Annotated in this window: 20 protein-coding genes and 1 tRNA gene; 15 read left to right on the top strand and 6 right to left on the bottom strand. The window is 69.2% G+C overall.

What is annotated here, in order from left to right; translation table 11 throughout:
* Positions 1-5: 5 nt before the first annotated feature.
* From ABI385_RS14420 to htpX, 4 genes are all read left to right on the top strand, one after another.
* Positions 6-1,931, top strand: a complete 1,926-nt coding sequence (locus tag ABI385_RS14420) for an NADH-quinone oxidoreductase subunit L (RefSeq protein WP_348104451.1) — start codon at positions 6-8, stop codon at positions 1,929-1,931.
* Positions 1,922-3,559 (top strand): NADH-quinone oxidoreductase subunit M, encoded by a 1,638-nt coding sequence (locus ABI385_RS14425; protein ID WP_348104452.1) that lies wholly within the window; start codon positions 1,922-1,924, stop codon positions 3,557-3,559. Before ABI385_RS14420 ends, ABI385_RS14425 begins: the two co-directional genes overlap by 10 nt.
* Positions 3,556-5,061 carry a proton-conducting transporter membrane subunit gene (locus ABI385_RS14430; RefSeq protein ID WP_348104453.1) on the top strand — a complete coding sequence of 502 codons (1,506 nt, stop codon included), beginning with the start codon at positions 3,556-3,558 and terminating at the stop codon, positions 5,059-5,061. Before ABI385_RS14425 ends, ABI385_RS14430 begins: the two co-directional genes overlap by 4 nt.
* Positions 5,062-5,163: 102 nt before the next feature.
* A complete protein-coding gene (gene htpX, locus ABI385_RS14435; protein ID WP_348104454.1) occupies positions 5,164-6,036 on the top strand; it encodes a zinc metalloprotease HtpX in 873 nt (290 codons plus the stop codon).
* On the opposite strand, the gene ABI385_RS14440 is transcribed toward htpX, so the two are convergent.
* Positions 6,021-7,094 carry a LacI family DNA-binding transcriptional regulator gene (locus ABI385_RS14440; protein WP_348104455.1) on the bottom strand — a complete coding sequence of 358 codons (1,074 nt, stop codon included), beginning with the start codon at positions 7,092-7,094 and terminating at the stop codon, positions 6,021-6,023. The two genes, htpX and ABI385_RS14440, sit on opposite strands and share 16 nt — an antisense overlap.
* Before the next feature lie 95 nt (positions 7,095-7,189).
* On the opposite strand from ABI385_RS14440, the gene ABI385_RS14445 reads away from it, so the two are divergent.
* From ABI385_RS14445 to ABI385_RS14460, 4 genes are read left to right on the top strand one after another with little or no spacing between them, the layout of a single operon-like run.
* Entirely contained in the window at positions 7,190-8,305 is a 1,116-nt protein-coding gene (locus ABI385_RS14445) for a substrate-binding domain-containing protein (RefSeq protein ID WP_348104456.1), read from the top strand.
* Positions 8,302-9,342: an ABC transporter permease gene (locus ABI385_RS14450; RefSeq protein WP_348104457.1), complete on the top strand. Its 1,041-nt coding sequence runs from the start codon at positions 8,302-8,304 to the stop codon at positions 9,340-9,342. The genes ABI385_RS14445 and ABI385_RS14450 overlap by 4 nt, the downstream gene beginning before the upstream one ends.
* Positions 9,339-10,190: an ATP-binding cassette domain-containing protein gene (locus tag ABI385_RS14455; protein ID WP_348104458.1), complete on the top strand. Its 852-nt coding sequence runs from the start codon at positions 9,339-9,341 to the stop codon at positions 10,188-10,190. The genes ABI385_RS14450 and ABI385_RS14455 overlap by 4 nt, the downstream gene beginning before the upstream one ends.
* Complete coding sequence (locus ABI385_RS14460) at positions 10,187-10,579, top strand: universal stress protein (RefSeq protein WP_348104459.1); 393 nt, start codon at positions 10,187-10,189, stop codon at positions 10,577-10,579. Before ABI385_RS14455 ends, ABI385_RS14460 begins: the two co-directional genes overlap by 4 nt.
* Before the next feature lie 194 nt (positions 10,580-10,773).
* Here ABI385_RS14460 and ABI385_RS14465 read toward each other — a convergent pair whose 3' ends face one another.
* Entirely contained in the window at positions 10,774-11,283 is a 510-nt protein-coding gene (locus ABI385_RS14465) for a YajQ family cyclic di-GMP-binding protein (RefSeq protein WP_348104460.1), read from the bottom strand.
* 102 nt (positions 11,284-11,385) lie between these two features.
* On the opposite strand from ABI385_RS14465, the gene ABI385_RS14470 reads away from it, so the two are divergent.
* The 4 genes from ABI385_RS14470 (at position 11,386) to ABI385_RS14485 (ending at position 13,555) form a co-directional block, all read left to right on the top strand.
* Positions 11,386-11,469: transfer RNA gene (locus ABI385_RS14470), tRNA-Tyr, on the top strand.
* A gap of 365 nt (positions 11,470-11,834) precedes the next feature.
* Positions 11,835-12,305: a nucleotidyltransferase domain-containing protein gene (locus ABI385_RS14475; protein WP_348104461.1), complete on the top strand. Its 471-nt coding sequence runs from the start codon at positions 11,835-11,837 to the stop codon at positions 12,303-12,305.
* Entirely contained in the window at positions 12,302-12,625 is a 324-nt protein-coding gene (locus ABI385_RS14480) for a HepT-like ribonuclease domain-containing protein (RefSeq protein ID WP_348104462.1), read from the top strand. The genes ABI385_RS14475 and ABI385_RS14480 overlap by 4 nt, the downstream gene beginning before the upstream one ends.
* Positions 12,626-13,075: 450 nt before the next feature.
* Positions 13,076-13,555, top strand: coding sequence for a hypothetical protein (locus ABI385_RS14485; RefSeq protein ID WP_348104463.1), 480 nt, complete (start codon positions 13,076-13,078; stop codon positions 13,553-13,555).
* Positions 13,556-13,953: 398 nt separating this feature from the next.
* Here ABI385_RS14485 and ABI385_RS14490 read toward each other — a convergent pair whose 3' ends face one another.
* Entirely contained in the window at positions 13,954-15,516 is a 1,563-nt protein-coding gene (locus ABI385_RS14490) for a carboxylesterase family protein (protein ID WP_348104464.1), read from the bottom strand.
* A 125-nt stretch (positions 15,517-15,641) separates the two neighbouring features.
* Between ABI385_RS14490 and ABI385_RS14495 the strand changes: the two genes are divergently transcribed.
* A complete protein-coding gene (locus ABI385_RS14495; protein WP_348104465.1) occupies positions 15,642-16,172 on the top strand; it encodes a DUF2599 domain-containing protein in 531 nt (176 codons plus the stop codon).
* A gap of 18 nt (positions 16,173-16,190) precedes the next feature.
* Here the strand turns inward: ABI385_RS14495 and ABI385_RS14500 are convergent, their stop codons facing one another.
* The 3 genes from ABI385_RS14500 to ABI385_RS14510 all read right to left on the bottom strand — a co-directional run bounded on the left by ABI385_RS14500 (position 16,191) and on the right by ABI385_RS14510 (position 18,368).
* Positions 16,191-16,568: a phosphomannose isomerase type II C-terminal cupin domain gene (locus tag ABI385_RS14500; RefSeq protein WP_348104466.1), complete on the bottom strand. Its 378-nt coding sequence runs from the start codon at positions 16,566-16,568 to the stop codon at positions 16,191-16,193.
* A gap of 151 nt (positions 16,569-16,719) precedes the next feature.
* Complete coding sequence (locus ABI385_RS14505; RefSeq protein WP_348104467.1) at positions 16,720-17,451, bottom strand: class F sortase; 732 nt, start codon at positions 17,449-17,451, stop codon at positions 16,720-16,722.
* A 5-nt stretch (positions 17,452-17,456) separates the two neighbouring features.
* Positions 17,457-18,368, bottom strand: a complete 912-nt coding sequence (locus tag ABI385_RS14510; RefSeq protein WP_348104468.1) for a DUF4397 domain-containing protein — start codon at positions 18,366-18,368, stop codon at positions 17,457-17,459.
* Between the two features lie 594 nt (positions 18,369-18,962).
* Between ABI385_RS14510 and ABI385_RS14515 the strand changes: the two genes are divergently transcribed.
* Positions 18,963-19,802, top strand: coding sequence for a glycosyltransferase family 2 protein (locus ABI385_RS14515; RefSeq protein WP_348104469.1), 840 nt, complete (start codon positions 18,963-18,965; stop codon positions 19,800-19,802).
* Positions 19,799-20,223, top strand: a 425-nt coding sequence (locus ABI385_RS14520) for a hypothetical protein (RefSeq protein ID WP_348104470.1), incomplete at its 3' end; no start/stop codon positions are given. The genes ABI385_RS14515 and ABI385_RS14520, both read left to right, overlap by 4 nt.

The following is a 20,223-nucleotide window of genomic DNA, read 5'->3' on the forward strand; positions in this document are numbered from 1 at the left end:
TGACCGTGGCTACCGTGCAGCTCACGGTGCTGCTGCCGGCCATCGCCGCTCTGCTGGGGCTGTTGCTGCGGGGGACCCGAGCGTTGGCCGGGCTCGTCGGGACCGCTGCCGCCCTTGCCGTCCTGGCGCTGGGGGTCGTCCAGTTCTGGCTCACCGCAGGCACATCCGTGTCGGTGCCCACCTTCGGTCCGCTCGCGACCGGCGAGCTCGCCATGCCGCTCGACCTGCTCGCCGACCGAACCTCGGCGGTTATCGCGGTGGCGGTCGGCATCGTCGGTCTCGCCGTCCAGGTCTTCTCCATCTGGTACCTGCGTGACGACCCGCGGTACGCCGTCTTCTCCGCCACGGTCTCGCTGTTCGTTGGCGGCATGCTGCTCGTCGTCCAGTCCTCCGACCTGGTCCTGACCCTCGTGGGGTGGGAGGTCATGGGCTGGTGCTCCTACCTGCTGATCGGGCACACCAACGCCCGCGAGTCCGCGCGACGGGCGGCATACAAGGCCCTCCTCGTCACCCGCGTCGCCGATATCGGGTTCGTCCTCGGCCTGGTCATCCTTGCCGCCGGAGCCCGGTCGACCGACCTGACGGCCGTGATCTCGCACTGGGGCGGTTTCACGGGGCAGGCCACGGCGCTGTTCACGTCGACATCGCCGGCGCTCACAGCGGCGCTCGTGCTGCTGCTCATCGGGGTCGCCGGCAAGTCGGGCCTCGTCCCCTTCCACGACTGGCTTCCTGACGCGATGGAAGGCCCGACTCCGGCTTCGGCGCTGATTCATGCGGCGACGATGGTCGCGGCAGGCACCTACGTCGTGGCGCGGCTGCATCCCCTCTATGCCATCGACGACACCTCGCGCACGGTGCTCGGCGTCCTCGCCGCCGTGACCATGCTCTGGGCCGGCGCGCTCGCCTTCGCTCAGTCCGACGTGAAGCGGCTGCTGGCGTACTCCACGCTGAGCCAGGTCGCCATCATGATCTCTGCGCTGGTCTTCTCCATTCAGCCCCGCCAGGCGCCCGACGCCGCGCTCGGGCACCTGTTCTCGCACGCGATCTTCAAGTCGTTGCTGTTCCTGGCCATCGGGTGGCTCTCGGTCCTCGGCGGCGGGACGGCCTTTGTCGCGCTGCGGGGACGGGCTCGGGGACGGGGTGCTCTCGAGTGGTCGATCGGAATCGGTCTCGCGGCGCTGGCGGGAGTGCCCCCGCTGGTCGGGTTCTTCAGCAAGGAGGGGGTGCTCGCGGTCGCGGAGGACTCCCTGGGCGGCCGGGATGGGGGTCTGGCCCTGTTCCTCCTCGTCGCCCTGTTGCTCACGATCGTGTTGACCGCGGCCTACTGCACCCGTGCCTGGTTGCTGCTCACGACGGAGCAGGCCGGCGGCCTGGCAGCCGCCGAGTCGGCGGAGGGACAGGCCGAGAGCCTCGAGGAGGCGGCTCTGGCCGGCGACGACCTGCCGACGTCTGCCCACGAGGGACGGCCGATCACCGTGGGCGCCGCCGTGACCGTGTTCGCGCTCGCCGTCCTCACCGTGTTCGGCGCTCTGCTTCTCGTGCCGATCGAGGGCATCCGCGTCGGGGTGGTCGTCGCCGCGCTCTCGGTGCTGCTCGTGGCCGGGGTCTTCGTGGGTATCCGGGCCCTTGCCGACGGCGGGCGTGACCCGCTCGAGCGGGTGCCGGCTCGACTGACGGCTCGCGCCGAGAACGGATTCGGCGTCGATGCGGTCTACGTGGCGGTGGGGCGCGCCGTCGTCGCGACAGCGCGTCTCGTAGTGCGACTGGACCGGGACGTCGTCGACGCATACCCGCGCGGCCTGGTCGTCCTGACCCGCGCCGGGGGTCGAGCGGGTGAGCGCGCCCACCGCGGCGCTCCCTCCACCGGCCTGCTGGCGGTGGTCGCCGGAGTCGTAGCGGTCGCCGTGGCGGGGGTGACCGTGTGGCGCTGACCCTGTTCCTCCTCGTGCCGGTCGTCGCAGCCGCGTGGCTGTTGTCCGCCGGACGGGGCTCGCCCGTCCGGGTCGCGCGGCTGGTTGCTCTGGCCGCCAGCGCGCTGACCCTGGTCATCGCCGTCGTGGTCGTCACCTTCCGTCCGGAGGTCGACGCGCGATGGGTGCCCGCACTTAGCCTGCGCTGGCACCTGGCCGTCGACGGGATCAGCGTCCCCCTCGTACTGCTCACGGCCGCCCTGGGCCTCGCCGTCGTCTTGCATGCCGGGGGTCGTGAGCCCCGTACGGACAGCGACACCGGCGACGCCGGCGACACCGGTGGCTCACGCGACCCGTACCCAGCCGCGGCCGGCCCGAACCCACCCGCGGCCACCTTCTACGGGTGCCTGTTGCTCACCGAGTTCGGCGCGCTGGCAACCTTTCTCGCTCGCGACGCCGTGCTCTTCTTCGTGGCCTTCGAAGTCGTCCTGGTGCCGATGTGGGTCCTCATCAGCCGGTTCGGCGACCCCCACGCGTCCGAGCGTGACCGGGCCGACGCCTCCAACCGGTTCGTGCTGTTCACGGCACTCGGATCCACCCTCATGCTCGTCGGCATCCTCATCCTCGTCACCGCGAGCGGCACGTCCGACCTGACCGAGCTCGCGACGGCCCGGGGATCCGGACTCGACCGGGGTACCCAGCTGACCGTGGCCGTGCTGCTCGTCGTGGGCCTCGGCATCAAGGTCCCGCTCTGGCCGGCCCATACCTGGCTGCCGCCCGCCCACACCGTGGCGCCGACCGCCGGGTCTGTGCTGCTCGCGGCGGTGCTGCTGAAGATGGGGACCTATGGGATCGTCCGCCTCGCTATCCCGACGGTGCCCGACGGCTTCGCTTCGGTCGCGCCGTTCCTGGCCGCGGCGGGAGCGGTGGGGATCATCTGGGGAGGCCTGGCCTGCCTGGTGGAGCGTGACCTCAAACGGTTGGTCGCCTACAGCTCCGTCGCGCACATGGGGTTCGTCGCGATCGGGTTGGCATCGGGCACCCAGACCGGGCTGCAGGCCGCGCTGTTCGCCAACATCGCCCACGGCCTGGTGTCCGCACTGCTGTTCTTCGTCGTCGGGACGCTCAAGGAACGTTGGGGCAGCGCCGACCTCACCGTCGCCCGTGATGCGCTGCGCGACGTCTCGCCGCGGACGGGTTTTGCTCTCGTCGTAGGGTTTGCTGCCGCGTTGGGACTGCCCGGCCTGGTGGGGTTCTGGGGAGAGTTCATCGCCGTGTACGCCGCGTGGTCCCCCGCGGGAGACCGTCCGACCGGGCTCTTCCGGGTGTGCGCGGTCGTCGGGGTCGTCGGGATGGCGCTGGCTGCGGCCTACTCCCTCCGGGTGCTTCGCACGGTCTGGGCTGGGCACTCGGGCTGGACCGGTGCGGCGGCAGCGGGCCGAAGCACAGACGCCCGGGGCGCCGAGCTCGCCGTCCTGGTGACACTGGTCGTCCTCATCATCGGCGCCGGTGTCCTGCCGCGGCCGTTGCTCGAGGTCACCGCCCCCGACAGCGCCGCGCTGCTCGGCGTCCGCTCGACGACCGTGACCGCGACCCAGGCGCCCGGGACGACGGTCGAGCCCGGGACGACGGTCGGGGCCGGCCCATGATCTCGTTCGACGTCGGGACGCTGCTGCCCGCACTGGCGCCGGTGGTCGGAGCCGTCGTCGTGCTGGTGGTCGACCTGTTCGACCCTCGGGGACGCCGCATCCACTACGCCGTCGCGTTCATTGCGCTGGTCTTCGGGATGCTCGGGACGGCCGGACCGCTGGGGAGCACGACAGGCGACGCCGTCCGTACCCTGTGCGTGCCAGCGGGCACTACCTGCTTCTACACCGGGACGGCGCTGACGGCCGCGCTGCAGCTTGCGACCCTGCTCGCTGCGGTCGTAACCCTGCTGCTGGCCTGGCCGACCGAACGTCCCGGTCAGGCGGCCCGAACCCATGAGACCGCGGTGACGGTCGCACTTCTGTTGGCCGCGACCGGCGGGGCCGTGGGTGTGGCAGCAGCCCGTGACCTCGGGTCGTGGCTCGTCGCCCTCGAGCTGGCCACCCTCCCCGTGGTCGCTCTGACCGCCCTCCCGGGCACGCGCCGTGCGGTCGCCGGCGCGATCCAGCTGCTGACGACCTCGCTCGTCTCGTTCGCCATGCTCACGCTGGCCGCCGCGTGTTGGTACGCCGCCACCGGGTCCCCGACCTTCACCACCGCGGCGACCCTCTCCGCGACGTCGACGCCGCAGCGCGCCCTGCTGGCGCTGGCGGTCGTGCTGGTACTCGGCGGGATCGGGTTCAAGCTCTCGCTCGTCCCGTTCCACGCCTGGACCCCGGCCGCCTATGCCGGTGCGCCCCTTCCGGTGACGGTGTTCCTCGCGGGAGTGTCCAAGGTCGCCGCGCTGGCGGCTCTCCTGGTGGTAATCAGCGCGGTCACCGTGCTCGGTCAGTCCGCCCTGGTGGTGGTGGCCGTTCTCGCGATCGCGAGCATGACGTTGGGCAACCTCGTGGCCCTGCGACAGGACGACGCCGTGCGGCTGCTGGCCTGGTCGACGATCGCCCAGGCCGGCTGGGTGGTGCTGCCGCTGCTCACCGTCTCGGCGGTGGGCACGCGCGCCTCGGCGGGCTACCTCCTGACCTACCTCGTCGCCACGGTTGTCGCCTTCACCGTCGTCGTGGTGACGGTGCGGACCGCCCGCGGGCGGGACCTGCAGGCATACCGGGGGATGTTCCGGACCCACCCCTGGGCAGCGGGGGCGCTGCTGCTCGCCCTCACCTCGCTCGCCGGACTGCCCCCCGGACTGTTCGGGTTGATCGGCAAGGTGCTCGCGCTGCGCCCGGTGCTGGCCGAAGGGTGGTGGGTCGTCGGTGTCCTGGCTGCCGGCAACGCCGTCCTCGGAGTGGCGGTCTACCTCCGGTGGGCGCGCTTCCTGTTGCAGTCCGATGGCTCCCCGAGCTCGGCATCCGAGGAGGGGGGTGGCGAGCGGGGTGGCGATCCCGGTGCGGCGGTGACCACTCGGGTACGCCTGCACCCGAGCCACGCCGTCGCCCTCGCCATCGGAAGCGCCGCCCTGGTGATCGGGTCCGTCCAGCCACAGTGGCTGCTCGGGCTGCTGGGTTGACTCGCCTAGGGTTGCGCCAACTCTCCTGAGGAGAGCTCGTCCGACGAGGTCATGCTGAGGCTCGGCTGGGAACCGGGCCGGGGCACATGACGTTTCCCTCACATGCAGCGGCACTTCAACGGCGTCAAGACGGTCGCCCTCTTTGGCGCCATCTGGGCCATCCTCCTTGGCATCGGTGCGCTGGTGTCCGGCGGCCGGTTCATCTGGCTGTTCGCGCTGATCGGCGTCGCCACGACCTTCTACGGTTACTGGAACAGTGACAAGCTCGCGATCCGGGCGATGCACGCCTACCCGGTCAGCGAGGCCCAGGCTCCCGCGATGTACCGCATCGTCCGCGAGCTGTCGACGCGCGCCAGCAAGCCGATGCCGCGGCTCTACATCTCCCCGACCGAGGCGCCGAACGCGTTTGCCACCGGTCGCAACCCCCACAACGCTGCCGTTTGTTGCACCGAGGGGATCCTCCAGCTCCTCGACGAGCGCGAGCTGCGTGGCGTGCTCGGTCACGAGCTGCAGCACGTCTACAACCGCGACATCCTCACCAGCTCCGTCGCCGCCGCGGTCGCGGGCGTCATCACTGCCGTGGCCCAGATGGCCATGTTCGCCAGCCTGTTCGGCAGGGGGGACGACGAGGACCGAGGCAACCCCTTCGCGCTGCTCCTGCTCTCCCTGCTCGCCCCGATGGCTGCGACCGTCATCCAGCTCGCGATCAGCCGGACCCGCGAGTACGACGCGGACGAGGACGGAGCAAAGCTCACGGGCGATCCGATGGCTCTCGCGTCCGCCCTGCGCAAGCTCGAGCTCGGCGTCGCGAAGTCCCCGCTCGCGCCGCAGCAGCAGATTGTCAACGCCAGCCACATGATGATCGCGAACCCGTTCCGGGCCCAGGACGTGTCGGGGTTGTTCTCCACGCACCCTCCGATGCCGGAGCGGATCGCCCGGCTCGAGACGATGGCGACGGGTTACCTCGAGCGCTGACGACCGACGTCGAATGGTCCAATCTCCCCAGAACCGCGCACGACCAGCGTCGGCGTGCTGACCAAGCTCTTCGGCGCCGACCGGTCGCCCTCGATCCGCGCGAAGAGCAGCTCCGCCGCGCGTCGCCCGATGGCCCGGACGTCCTGCCGCATCACCGTCAACGAGGGGGTCATCAGGTCGGCAAGCGGGAAGTCGTCGAAGCCCACCAAGGCGACCCGATGCGAGAGTCCGAGGGACCGCAGCGCCAGGATGGCGCCGATGCTGAGGATGTTGCGACAGGCGAAGACCGCTGTCGGGGGGTTGTCGCCGGTCATCATGGTCATCAGCGCCGCTTGGGCCTCGTCGGACGTGCGCAGGCCGGTGACGACGAGCTCGGGGTCGACGCGAAGCCCGGCGGAACGCAGTGCCATCTCATAGCCGCGCAGCCGATCGGCGGCGGTGGGGATCGAGGCGAGGTCGACGAGTACGGCAATGCGGGTATGCCCGTTCGACAGCAGGTGCTTCACCGCCTCCCGGGCGCCGCGACGGTTCTCCACGAGAACCGAGTCGGCGGCGATGCCGCGAGGAGGCCGGTCGACGAAGACGGCGGGAAAGCCGGCTCGAACCTCGGCGGCGAGGTAGGACTGGTCGGTCGTCGACGGCATGAGGATCAGCCCGTCCACGCGGCGGGCCACGAGGTCGGCCACGAGGGAGCGCTCTCGGTCGGTCTCCTCGTCGATGCTTGCCGCGAGCACGACACAGTGCCGTTCCCGGGCGGCGTCCTCCAAGCTCCGCAGGAGCGCGACGGAGAAGCTGTTGCTGACGTCCTGCACCAGGGCGCCGACGACACCGGTACGCCCGTGGCTGCGACGCAGGTTGCTGGCGCTGAGGTTGTGCGTGTAGTCCAACCTCCCGACGGCCTGCGCGACCCGGTCACGCAGGTCCTCGGAGACCCCGGCCTCGTGGTTGACCACCCGCGAGACGGTCTTGAGGCTGACGCCGGCTAGGGCGGCGACATCGCGCATCGTCGCCCGGCCCATTCTGGGCGGGGCAGTATCGGATCCTGACATCGTTGTCATCGCCACGATCCCAATTAGGTCACAGTCGTTGACTGACGCACAAGGGGACGCTATACATGCATCTGACAACGTTGTCACAACGATGGAGGTTTGACATGAAGCTCACCACCGCCCCGTCACGGCGCACCCGCGCTGTCGCGTTGGCCTCGGCCGCCGGGTTCGCCATGGCGCTCGGCGCCTGCAGCAGCAGCAGCAGTGGAGGAGGCAGCGGCTCTGGCTCCACCGGCGGTGGTGGCGAGAAGATCGGTGTCGCCCTGATCACCAAGGACTCGAACAACCCGTTCTTCGTCGCCATGCAGAACGGGGCCAAGGAGCAGGCAGCCAAACAAGGGAACATCAACCTGACGGTCGCCTCCGGCAAGCAGGAAGGTGACGACCAAGGCCAGATCGACGCGATCGAGGCCTCGATCGCCAAGGGTGACAAGGGGATTCTCATCACGCCCATGTCCACAGGGGTGAACTCGGCGATCAAGAAGGCCCGAGATGCCGGTCTCTTCGTCATCGCCCTGGACACCCCTCCCGACCCCGCCGACACCGTCGACATCACGTTCGCCACCGACAACTTCAAGGCGGGCACGCTGATCGGCCAGTGGGCCGAGAAGCAGATGGCGGGCAAGCCGGCCGTCATCGCCCTCCTGGACCTGTTCAGTGACAAGGTTGTCTCAGTCGACTACAACCGCGACCAGGGCTTCCTTACCGGCATGGGCATCGATGTCGTCGACAAGACGAAGAACGGCGACGAGGCGAAGACCGGGAAGTACAAGGACGGCACCTACACGATCGTCTGCAACGAGGCGGGCCAGGGTGCCGCGGACGGTGGTCGATCCGCAATGGAGCGATGCCTCACCAAGAACCCGGACATCAACCTCGTCTACACGATCAACGAGCCCACCGCCGTCGGCGCCGACGCGGCGCTCAAAGCGGCCGGCAAGTCGGCCATCATCGTCTCGATCGACGGTGGCTGTGCCGGGGTGGCGTCGGTGAAGTCCGGTGTCATCGGAGCCACCGCCCAGCAGTACCCGCTGAAGATGGCCCAGCTCGGGATCGAGGCGATCTACAAGATCGCCACCGGTGGGGCGAAGCCGGCCACCTCCCCGGGGCTGAGCTTCTTCGACACGGGCGTCGCGCTGGTGACCGACAAGCCCGCCGACGGTGTCCAGAGCATCACCAGCGCTGAAGGCGCCAAGATCTGCTGGGGCAGCGCTTCATGACTTCGACGACGACGGGCGGTGCTCGACCGAGCGCCGCCCAGGCGGAGCTGTCGCGACTGTCGCACAGTCCCCTGCAGCGGATCCAACACCAGCTGCACCGCAGCCCGTGGCTCAGCCCGCTGGTGCTGCTCGTCGTGACGATCGTCGTGTTTGCGGTCGTCAACCCCCGGTTCATGCAGCCGAACGCCTTGTCCCTGCTCGTGCAGCAGACGGCGGTGGTGGCGGCGCTGGCCCTGGGTCAGACCCTCATCATCCTGACCGCTGGGATAGACCTGTCGGTCGGCGCGATCTGCGTCCTGTCGATGATGATCATGGCCTCCCTGTCGGCCAAGAACGGCGTCCCCGGCCCGCTCGCCCTGCTCATCGGGATCGGGTTCGGGCTGCTCGCGGGCTACCTCAACGGCCTACTCGTGACCCGGCTCAACCTGCCTCCGTTCATCGTCACCCTCGGCACCTTGAGCATCTTCACCGCTATCGCGCTGCTCTACTCGGGTGCCGAGAGCATCCAGGACAACCGGCTGCCCGACATTCTCAACTGGACGGGGAAGAGCTTCTCGGTCTTCGGTTTCAGGATCACCGCGGGAGTGCTGCTCGTCGTCGCGATGTACATCGTCGTCGGCTTCGCCCTGAGCCAGACGGCCTGGGGGCGGCACGTGTTCGCCGTGGGTGACGACGCCGAGTCGGCCCGCCTCAGCGGCATCGCCAGCAAACGCGTCCTGGTCTCCGTCTACACCGTCGCCGGCTTCATCTTCGGGATCGCCGGCTGGGTCCTCATCGGCCGTTCCGGCGGGGCGACCCCCAATGCGATCCCCACCGGCAACCTCGACAGCATCACCGCTGTCGTCATCGGCGGAACCAGCCTGTTCGGTGGCCGCGGCGGGGTGGTCGGAACGGCGATCGGTGCGCTGATCGTCTATGCCTTTACGTTCGGGCTGTCGCTCGCCGGCGTCGACCAGCAGTACCGGGTGCTCGCGGTCGGCGTCCTCGTCATCCTGGCCGTGTCGATCGACCAGTGGATCAGGAGGGTCAAGTCATGACGGTCCAGGACACGGCCACGAGCAGCACCGCGTCCGGCGCTCAGACGACCGGGGGGCAGGGTCGGACACCGGTCCTCCAGGGCAGGGGCATGGTCAAGACCTTCGGTCGTGTCGTCGGGCTCGACGGCGTCGACCTCGAGCTCTATCCCGGCGAGGTGTTGGCCGTCATCGGTGACAACGGCGCCGGAAAGTCCACGTTGATCAAGTGTCTCTCCGGCGCATACCAGCTCGACGGTGGAGAGATCGAGCTGGACAGCAGACCGGTGAGCTTCAAGCGTCCCCAGGACGCGCGGGACTCGGGGATCGAGACTGTCTACCAGACCCTCGCGGTGATTCCCGCGCTCGACATCGCGAGCAACCTTTATCTGGCGCGGGAGGAACGCCGCCCGGGTCCCCTCGGCTCGGTGCTTCGGATGCTCGACAAGAAGGGTATGCGGGACCGGGCGAGCGACGCGGTGCAAGGACTCGGCATCCAGACGATCCAGAACATGGGTCAGGCGGTCGAGACCCTGTCCGGTGGGCAGCGTCAGGCGGTTGCCGTCGCCCGGGCGGCAGCGTTCGGGAGCAACGTCGTGATCCTCGACGAGCCGACCGCCGCCCTCGGTGTCAAGGAGGGCAACGCCGTCCTGGACATGATCAAGGGCCTGCGTGACAAGGGCCTGCCGGTCATCCTGATCAGCCACAACATGCCTCATGTGTGGGAGGTGGCGGACCGCATCCACATCCAGCGGCTGGCCCGGCGCGCGGGGGTCATCACCCCCCAGTCGCACACCATGCAGGAAGGGGTGGCGATCATGACCGGCGCGATGACCATCGACGGTGTCGACGCCAGCAAGGAGCCCTCGTGACCGTCGTCGTCGGCTACCTCCCCACCCCGGAGGGGTCTGCAGCCGTCGACCACGCAATGGCGGAAGCCAAGCTGACCTCCGCGCGGGTGGTGGTCGTCAACACCGGCCATCACGGGGACTTCTCGCACCCCGACTTCGCCACCGCGCAGGACATGGACACGCTGGATCGGCAGCTGACGACCGCCGGGATCGAGCACGAGGTCCGTCACGACACCGGAAGCAGCTCTGCCTCGGAAGCGATCCTCAACGCGGCGACGGAGACGTCGGCGGACCTGATCGTGATCGGGATCCGGCGCCGTTCGCCAGTGGGCAAGCTGTTCGCCGGCTCTACCGCCCAGGAGGTCCTGCTGGACGCCGACTGCCCGGTGCTGGCGGTCAAGCCCCGCTGAGCTGTGCCGGTCCCCGATCGCGGGCCGGAGGTGCGGATGACCGTGCCTCCGGCCGTGCTCGTACGAGGCGGGATGGGTGGCCGGCCTCATCCGGGGCCGCCGCCGAGGAGTGGGCCGCAGCGATCCGAGTGACCGGGTACGGCATCGCCGGTTGCCTCGCGGGAGTGGTTCGGGCCGCCCTCGCCGAGCTGAGCTCAGCGCCGGTTCGTGTACTGCAGGGCGGTCTCGAGCTCCTTGGCGTTGAGGAGCTGCTGCACCGCCTGCAGGTCGTCGCGCGACTTGCTCGTCACCCGCAGCTCGTCGCCCTGGATCTGCGACTTGACCGACTTGGGGCCCTCGTCCCGGATGATCTTGCCGATCTTCTTGGCGACGTCCTGGGAGATGCCCTCCTTGAGGCCCACCTCGAGGCGGTACTCCTTGCCCGAGAGGCGCGGCGTCGGCTTCTTGTCGTCGTTGCCGTAGTCCAGGTGCTTCAGCGAGACCTTGCGCTTGACCAGCCAGGTCTGGAACACGTCGAGGACCGCCAACGCGCGCTCCTCGGAGTTGGCCTTGATGAGCACCTTGTCCTGGCCGGAGAACTCCAGGGAGGCACCGACGCCCTTGAAGTCGTAGCGAGTGGCAATCTCCTTGGCCGCCGTGTTCAGCGCGTTCGCCACCTCCTGGTGGTCGACCTTGCTCACGATGTCGAACGACGAGTCGGCCATGGGTGCTCCTGTGTCTCGCTGGCGGTACAAAGGCGGTCCAGAGGCGGTCCAACGACGATTCGGGCCTCTGCCGGTTGCTTGCTATCCTTCCATGCGCACCACGGCAGGTTGCCCGAGCGGCCAATGGGAGCGGACTGTAAATCCGTCGCGAAAGCTTCGAAGGTTCGAATCCTTCACCTGCCACCACCAGCCAAAACGGCCCCTGACCAGCACCTTTGCCCGTCATGGTCTGTTTTGCTGTTTCCGGCCACGTCCGACCCAAACCGGTCATCTACGGCCGTCCGTGGCCTCTTTCTGGCCGAGCAGGGTCCAGCGCCGCCGCGATCCGGTGTCGGGCCAGGCCCTCCTGGTCGTCGAGCGCGTGGGCATACACGCGGAGCATCACTGCGACGCTGTGACTAGCCCACGCCGCCACCTGGACGGGTGCAACGCCGGCCGCCAGCCACGTCGACAAGCACGCATGCCGACGGTCGTGCGGAGGACGAACCAGCGACGAGGCCAGTTGGACCGGGGTGGTCTCGCAGTGGAATAGCAGTTGCTATAGTTTGGTCATGACAGAGGACCTGGCCGAGGTCGCGCGCCAGACAGATGCGGCGACATCTCGCGCGCGCGTCAAGTTGGTGCGGGCAGTTCGGCGGGCTGCATATGAGGGGATGACCCAGACGCAGATCGCCCAGCAGATCGGACGCAGTCAACCTGAGGTCTCCCGTCTGTTGCGTTTCCATGGGACGTCCCCGCTCGCGCGACGCCTGCGAGGCAACGCCGGCCGGGTGCGACAGATCGTGGCCGAGGCCGGCGGTGGCCGGGTGCGGGTTTTTGGCTCGGTCGCCACCGGCCAGGATCGTCCGGACTCGGACGTTGATCTGTTGTTCACGATGAGCGAGCCCTTGAGTTTGATGGAGCTTGGACGCCTCGAACAGCGGCTCGAGGAGGCGATCGGCGCCTCGGTGGACCTGGTCCCGGATGCGGCGATCCGCCCCGACCTGAGGGAGCGCGTGCTGGCAGAGGCCGTAGCCCTGTGAGCCGTTCGGAGCAGGAGGTTCTGCGAGAGGCACTCACCCACTTTGAGCTGATGCTTGACCATGCTCATGGCGATGTCATGGACCAACTGGTCGTTGACGCCGTCTGCATGCGGCTGTCTGCCGGTCTGGAGGTGTTGAACCGGCTCGATGCCTGCGTCCGTGACGAATTGTTCGGCGACAGTTGGCGCCTCATGTGGGGCATGCGCAATCGCATTGCCCACGGCTACCTCCTCGTGGAGCCCGCGATCATCCGCCGGACCCTGGACACTGACATTCCGGCGATCATGACTCAGATCCACCGAGCGCTCACTGGAAGGTGAGGCCGTCCGCATTTGCCGCGAGTCGGGCGAACATCGGACCTCGGCTTGCTGCATTGACCTACGGAGTATCAGGGGCGCGGCTGCACCGCGCCTAGCCGGCCTCCGCCCGTCCGGCTCACGGCAGGGACCCCCGCGCTTAGGCGCTTCGCGCCACGCGCACCCCCACCGCTCACCTCCCGGGCACGGCCGGCCCGACGTGAAGCAGCTCGTGGTTGAGGACCATGCGTAGGTCATCTGAGCCGCCGACCCGCCGCAGGAGCATCCGCCTGACTACGGGCCGCATCAAGGGCGCTGACGCGTCGCTACGCGATGACCTCCGGCCACCCTTGACCCAGCCACTCCGCTCGGGCTCTCGTGCTCCGCTATGGGTTCGGTGGCTCTCCCTGGCAGGCTGTAAGCGCACTCCCTCGGCCCCCACCTGTGGCGTCCGGTCACCCCGAAAGAAGAGCGATGTCTATCGCCTCGTATACCAAGGTGCTCGTCAAGCTCCAACGCCCCTTCATGGTGCTGGGGCGAGGGCTCAACACGTCGTCCGGAATCCCCAGAGCCATGACACGACGCGTGCCCGACCCTCCGGTGTGGTGGCAAAAGGACGGCGTCGCGACGGTCTTCCGCCTGACACCTTCGAAAGGGTCCAAGAGCGAGACTGCGGAGTATGGCGCCAACCTGTGGTGGGCGTCGGAGGCCGATCAGCTTCCAACTTTCTCAGACCCGCCAGTGGCCGCTGGTACCAACACGCTCGATCTCAGCGAGCCCGGCATCACCGGCGTTCTGCCCGTCCACGGATCGAATAGCGACTTCTGGCCTGTCACCTTCCAGTTTCCATCCGAGTCAGTGACCTTCGACTGGACGGTCCGCGCTCCCCGAGCAGCGCCAGGCGTACCCGCATTGCCTTTGACCGCCGCAACCATCACCCTCGTGTTTCGCTAGGCCACCCACGGCCCCTGGCCTATGCACGTCCCAGGTCATTCCTGCCGACGAAAGCGTGCAGGTCACAGCCTCGGAACCGCCCGACTGTAAATCCGTCGCGAAAGCTTCGAAGGTTCGAATCCTTCACCTGCCACCGAGCTCGGTCGGGGTGGTAGAGGAGGGTGATAGCGGTCCGATTTCCGACCGGTATCACCCTCCTTCCTCTCTTGGACGGCGTCGAAGTAGTCATCGCGGAGGCGGTGGGTTTAGTCGGCGGATCCTACGCATACGGGTCAGGCGTTTTCGTCCCCGTGGTCGAGGTAGCCCAGACCGTTGCCGTTACGGTCGGCGAGCGAGGACATCGGCGGAACGCCCTCCACTGCACCCGCGGGCAGAACTCATTGAACCGTGGAGCTGGATCACTGTGGCGTCGAGACCAACGGCTCCACGTCACGGAAGGCGTGCTCGACGACTGAGCTCGGCTCCTCGAAGACCATGGCCTCGCCCGTCGTCGGCGTCCACACCGGCCAGCTGGCATCACCGTCCTTGACGAATCGCACTGCCGCAGCGTGCATCTCGTCGGCCAGCCGCTGAGGCGGCGCGGAGGTCAACCGTTCGACGCGATCCGCGTCCAGGCAGTCGAACCAGTAGGGCAGGTCGGCGCAGTGCACCGCAAGCCCGGACGCCGGCGAGCGCCGCGCGAACCGGTAGGCCCATGTCGGTGAGGCATCCCGCGCGGTCGCCACGCGGACGACCGGTGCGCGGAACACCTTGTCGGTGATGTAGCGGCCGACGGCCGCGACCGTTCCGGGGCCGGTCGCGCTCACGTTGCCCGCACGGTAAGCGGCCCGTGGCCCGCGCGCCATACCGAGCCGGTCGAGCATGAACGAGGTAGGGACGAACCGCAGCACGTTTCGGTAGCCCATCAGCGCGCTGGAGAACTCGTCGTCGGTCGCCCCCAGCAAGAGCGGCTTGGCTGCCCCGATGCCGTCGGCGATGGACCCGATCGCCTTGTCCGGCACGAGATCTCCGTCCACCATGGGGCCCAGGGGGAGGCCCTCGTCGAGCACCACCCGTACTCCGGCAAAAGGGTCGCGGCGGCCGCGGCCCCTGACCGGCTTCTGCTGAGCCGCGAGCAGCTGCTCCTCAGAGACCGAGCGGAACCCCGTCAGCGTTGCCTCCACACCGGCCGTCGCCGCCAGCCGGTGCGCGTAAGCCTCGGCCCGGGAGGGAGTGACGTCGGCGGTTGCGCCCGAGATGCACAGAGCGGAGCGGAAGAGGTGTTGGGCCCGAGGCATACCGAGCAGGGTCAGGACCGCTCCGCCACCCGCCGACTGGCCGGCAATGGTGACCCGAGACGGGTCGCCCCCGAAGCCGGCGACGTTGGCACGCACCCACTCGAGTGCGAGCAGCCAGTCGAGGACGCCGCGGTTGTGTGGAGTCCCGGGGACCCAGCCGAACCCGTCGAACCCCAGTCGGTAGGACAGCGTCACGGTGACGACCCCGTCGCGGTTGAAGGCCCGGCCGTCGTACCACGGGCTCGCGGGGGACCCCGCGGTGAACCCTCCGCCGTGGATCCAGACCAAGACCGGCATCGCGGGCATGGTCGTGGTCGGCGACGGCGTGAAGACGTTGACGTTGAGCGTCGACTCACCCGGGATGGACGGTTCGGGGATGCCCTGGTTCGCGGGATCCCCACCGCGTTGGGCCGTGGGTCCGTATGCCGTGCAGTCGAGTACGCCGTCCCACGCCGCTTTCGGCCGGGGCGCAGCGAACCTAAGGCCGCCGATGGGCGGCTCGGCGAAAGGCAGTCCCAGGAATGCCGCCGACCGCCACCCGTCTGGTGAGGTGCGCCACACACCTCGTACCCGGCCGTTCGCCGTGGCCACAACCGGCACGACCGGCACGACCGGCACGACCGGTGCGTCGGGCGCGCCGGTCCCTCGGCTTGGCTCGTCGGTCACCGAGGTCTCACTGGTCATGCCGACATTCTCACCGACCCGTTTCGGGCCAATCGCCGGGGCCCACTGTGACCGCGGCAGCGGCACACGGCCAAGGGTGATGATCCGTGGAGCGCGGACACAGATGCATACCTCACCATGGACCGATGCGCCTTCCCGGACGGTGTGACCAGGCACGACGCCAGCCGCGTTGCCGCCGCGTCGCCGTCATCCTGGGGCTGGTGCTCGTGACCGGCGCGGGAGGTGTGGCGGTTGCGGGATGCAGCCCCACGGCACTGGCTCGTGATGTCGCCGAGCTGACGCCGTCCGTCGACTCCTCCGCCACTGCGTTGACGTCGGCCGAGGAAACGAGCGGCGTGAGGCCGCCTTACGTCGCCCAGGCTCGATGGGTCAACGCTGCTCGCGGTCGGAGTCTGCACATTTTCCCGACCGCGGCCGGCCGGGACGCCCAGGGCGGGACCGCCCAGGACGAGGCGTGGGCTGAGGTCGTCCGGTTGGCGCCGGACGCCGCGCAGCCTGGCATGCGCGCGCAGTTCGACTGTCACTGGGTCTATGCCCGGCTGCTCGACCCCGCCAAGGCCTCGTGGAACATCGAGCCGTGGCGGCCGACCGTCAGTGACAGCCGGATGGTGCAGACTGGCTGCAACCCCGGAGGGCCGGAGTCACTGGAGAACTGAGGACGCCCCCCGGTGTCTTCAGCGTGAGTAGTCGTCCTCCAGGCGCTCGATGTCGTCCTCGTCGAAGGTGCCGTAGGCGATCTCGAGAATCCGAGCGACCTGGGCGGTGGGGTTGCCCATCCGGTGGGTAGCCCCCCGCGGCACCCAGATCCGCTCGTCGTGCTCGGCGGTCCACCGCCGGTCGTCGACCTGGATGTCCATGGGTCCGTCGAGGACCTGCCAGAACTCCCCACGGTGCTCGTGCCGCTGCAGCGACAGCCGCGCACCGGGCTCGACGGTGATGATCTTGACGGTCGAGACCTCGTTAAGGGTGTACTGGTCGAACCGCCCCCACGGACGCTCGGACTGGTAGGCGGCCTCGCTCGGCGCCGCCTCTCGCTGGATGGTGTCGGTCATGGTTTCCCCCTGCTGGTTGGGCCGGACCGGGCGGACCGGGTCGGTGGTGCTGGGTCGGTGGTGGTGGTCGGATAAGACGTGGACGGAGGAAGGTCAGCCGACGCGGCCGGCCATCCCCTCGAGTACGGGGGCCATCCGGTCGGCAACGTGGTCATGAGGCGAAGACGACAAGGTTGTCCTGATACCCACCGGCAGACTTGACGTACTCGCCACCGCAGGTGATCAGGCGTAGCGCCGGACCGGGAACGGGGCCATAGGTGGCCTGGGTGGGAAAGCCGGCCTTGGCGAAGTTCTGCGAACCGTCCACCGTGAAGGTGACCTGGGAGCCGTCCCGGCGGGTGACGATGATCGGCGCGCCAACGGCGAGCGTGCGCAGCTGGTAGAACACCGCGGGCCCCGTCTTGGAGTCGACATGCCCCGCGATGACCGCTGGTCCGCGCTGGCCGGGGGCAGGACTCGTGCCCAGCCAACCGGCCTGCTGCGCTTCCGTCGGCACCTGGATGGTGCCGTCGCCGGCGATTGCCAGGTCGACCAGGGCCGAGTCGACGCCGATCGACGGGATGGTGATGCGGGCCGGCCGCAGGGCGTCGGGAACCGCCGCCGCCGTGCTGGACGGCGCCGGGACGGAAGCTGGCTCCGCCGGCTGCGGCGCGGCGGCGCCGGCGGCCGGCCCCGGTGTGGCGGCGGCAACCGGGCCGCGAGTGGCGGATGTCGTCGGCGCCGATGTCGTCGAGGCAGTTGATGACGCCGACGAGGGGATGGGCTGGGAGGCGGGGGCGGCTCCGTCGTGCGCCCCCCCGCATCCAGCGAGGACGAGCGAAGCGCACGCGAGCACCGCAGCCACCGTGAGTCGCGCGCTGCGCGACCTGGGCTTGGGGCTCATCAAGCTCACCGCTCGACGCGGGCGGCCATCGGCGCGCGACGGAGGTGACGACGGTGCCGGACGGCGAGGAGCACGAGGGCCAGAGCGAGCGCCGAAGCGCCGAGGGGGTCGATGTCACGCGATGTGGTCTGGATGCCGGAGGTCGGGGAGATCTCGGAGGCCATGCCACCCTCACCCGTCGCGGCCGCGCCCGCCGGGGTGGCGACTGCGCCCGCGGCGTCGGTGATCAGCTTGATCTGGACGCTGTCCGCACCGGAGTCGAGGATGACCACCGTGTAGACGCTCCCGCTCGCCAGACCCACGCTCTGCTGGGCGCTCAGGCCGGAGTTGTACGTGAGGTTGAGCGTCCAGCTGCCCGCCGGGACGGTGGCGTAGCTGGTGGCCTGGCCGAGGACGGCACCGGTCGTGATCGTCGGTCCGTTCATCGCGTCGACCGACACCGTCTGGGCGTGACTGGCAGCAGGCAGGACGCGTACCCGTGCGGTGTTGGCAGCGGGGGGAGTCAGGTCGTCGTCGAGGGCTACCAGGCGGGGAGCGTCGACGGTGCCGAGCACAGCGAGCGTGGTCGCCTTGCCGGCGACCACGGTGAACGCACGCTGCAACATGGGCGCGGTGTCCAGCGAGGCACCCTGCGGCCGGACATAGACGGTGTAGTCGCCCGGGTCGATCTTCTGGTACTCGGTGACGTCGCCGTAGGAGGCCGACGGGGACATCGCGATCGAGGTCGTGGCGCCGGACTGCGGGACGAGGTCGATGCGGGTCGAGCCGATGCCGGGGACGAGGTGACCGGCGCGAACCCACGCCTTGCCGGGAGGGGTCGACTGGTCCGCCTGGGCCGGCGCGACGCCGAGCAGCAGGATGGCGAGGGCGGCGACGGTCGTCGCGATCACGGTGAGCACGGGACGCTGGTGCCTCATCGGCTGGCTCCATTCACGGGGGGGGGTGTGGCGGTCACCGAGGGTTCGGAGCCGGATGGGAGCCGGATGGGAGTAATGGCCCCCGTGTTGTCGGCCGCGTCAGAGAGGTTCTCGGGTGCGCGAGGCCCTTACGCGGGCGAGCGCCCGAACCGGCTGCGCAGCCATGGCACCAGGTCACGTCCCCAGGGGGAGACGGGTGTGTATGCGGGGCACACGGCCGAGCCGCACTCACCACAGTCGGTGCCGGCGCGGAAGTGCTGGTGCGTGTCGCGCCGGTGTCCGCACGTGCAGACCCCTCCGGTGGCGGCTGGCTCGGTCGGCATGGCACAGATGTACACCACCGGCGGCCTGTGAGCACGCCGGACTCGGCGGCAGTCGTGCCACTCGACCGGAGGGCGCCCAGGAACGACTGGTCGCAACCGGGCCCAATCCGGCGGCGGTGGGAGACCGAAACCCTTCTGTCACGGTGATCGGCTGCAGGTGGACCCGTGACGCTGCCGCGTCGACGACGACGTGCTCCTGTGTCCGCACGTTTCACGAACCGTGTGGTCGCGCTGCCCCGTCCTTGCCGTCCCTTTCCTCGGAGAAGAACCCATGGCTACGACCATCCGTCGTTCCACCACGCCCACCATCTCGATCATCGTCCCGGCCCGCAACGAGGCCCGGAACCTCCAGATCGTCCTTCCTCAGCTTCCCGACGTCCACGAGGTCATCGTGGTCGACGGGCACTCCAGCGACGACACGGCGATGGTCGTCGGTCGCACGCTCCCGTCGGCACGTTTCATCCAGCAGACCCGGCGCGGCAAGGGCAACGCCCTCGCCTGCGGGTTCGAGGCCGCGACCGGCGACGTCATTGTCATGTTCGACGCCGACGGCTCGGCCGACGCACAGGAGATCGAGGCATACGTCGAGTCCCTCGTCGCCGGGGCCGACTTCGCCAAGGGCAGCCGCGTGCTCGGCGAGGGAGGCAGCGAGGACATCACCTGGCTGCGAGACCTCGGCAACCGCGGGTTGACGACGTTGACCAACGTGCTCTTCCGCACGCGGTACACCGACCTCTGCTACGGCTACAACGCGTTCTGGCGGGACATCCTGCCGGTCCTCAACATCCCTGCGGCCCGCAGCTCGCAGGACCAGTGGGGTGACGGTTTCGAGATCGAGACCCTGATCAACTGCCGGGTTGCGGCTGGTGGTCTGCAGATCCACGAGGTGCCGAGCGTGGAGCTCGAGCGCATCCACGGCGAGAGCAACCTCAACACCTGGCGGGACGGCTTCCGCGTCCTGCGGACGATTTTCACCGAACGGCTGCGCCGCGGCGGGGCGTCCCAGGTCGTGCCGTCGGCCGACGTGATCACCTCGCACTCGGACCACCGTCAGCACGCCACGCCGGTGCTGTCCGTGTTCACCGCGGAACGGCAGCAGGAGAGCGCGTGAGCGCGATCCTCGGGCACGGGGGTATGCCTGCCGTCGCCAGTGAACCAAGCCGCCCAAGCCGCCCGGGCCCCCCGGGACCACGCGTCCTCGTGGTCGGCTCGGGCTGGCGGTTCACCTCTGGCATCAGCTACTACACCTGCCGTCTCGCCAACGCCCTGTCCGCGGTCACGCCGACGGACGTCGTCCTCATGAGCCGGCTCGTACCTCGGGCGCTCTACCCGGGTCGAAGCCGCGTGGGCGTCGCGGTCAACGACCTCGACTACGACACCGACATCCAGGTGTACGACGGCGTGGACTGGTTCTGGGGACGTTCCATGCGCGACGCCCGCCGGTTCGTCCGGACCCAACAGCCCGATGTCGTCGTCCTCCAGTGGTGGACGGGCGCGGTGCTGCACAGCTATCTCAACCTGGCTCGGCTGGC

The sequence above is a fragment of the Lapillicoccus sp. genome (assembly GCF_039935575.1).
GTDB lineage: Bacteria > Actinomycetota > Actinomycetes > Actinomycetales > Dermatophilaceae > Lapillicoccus.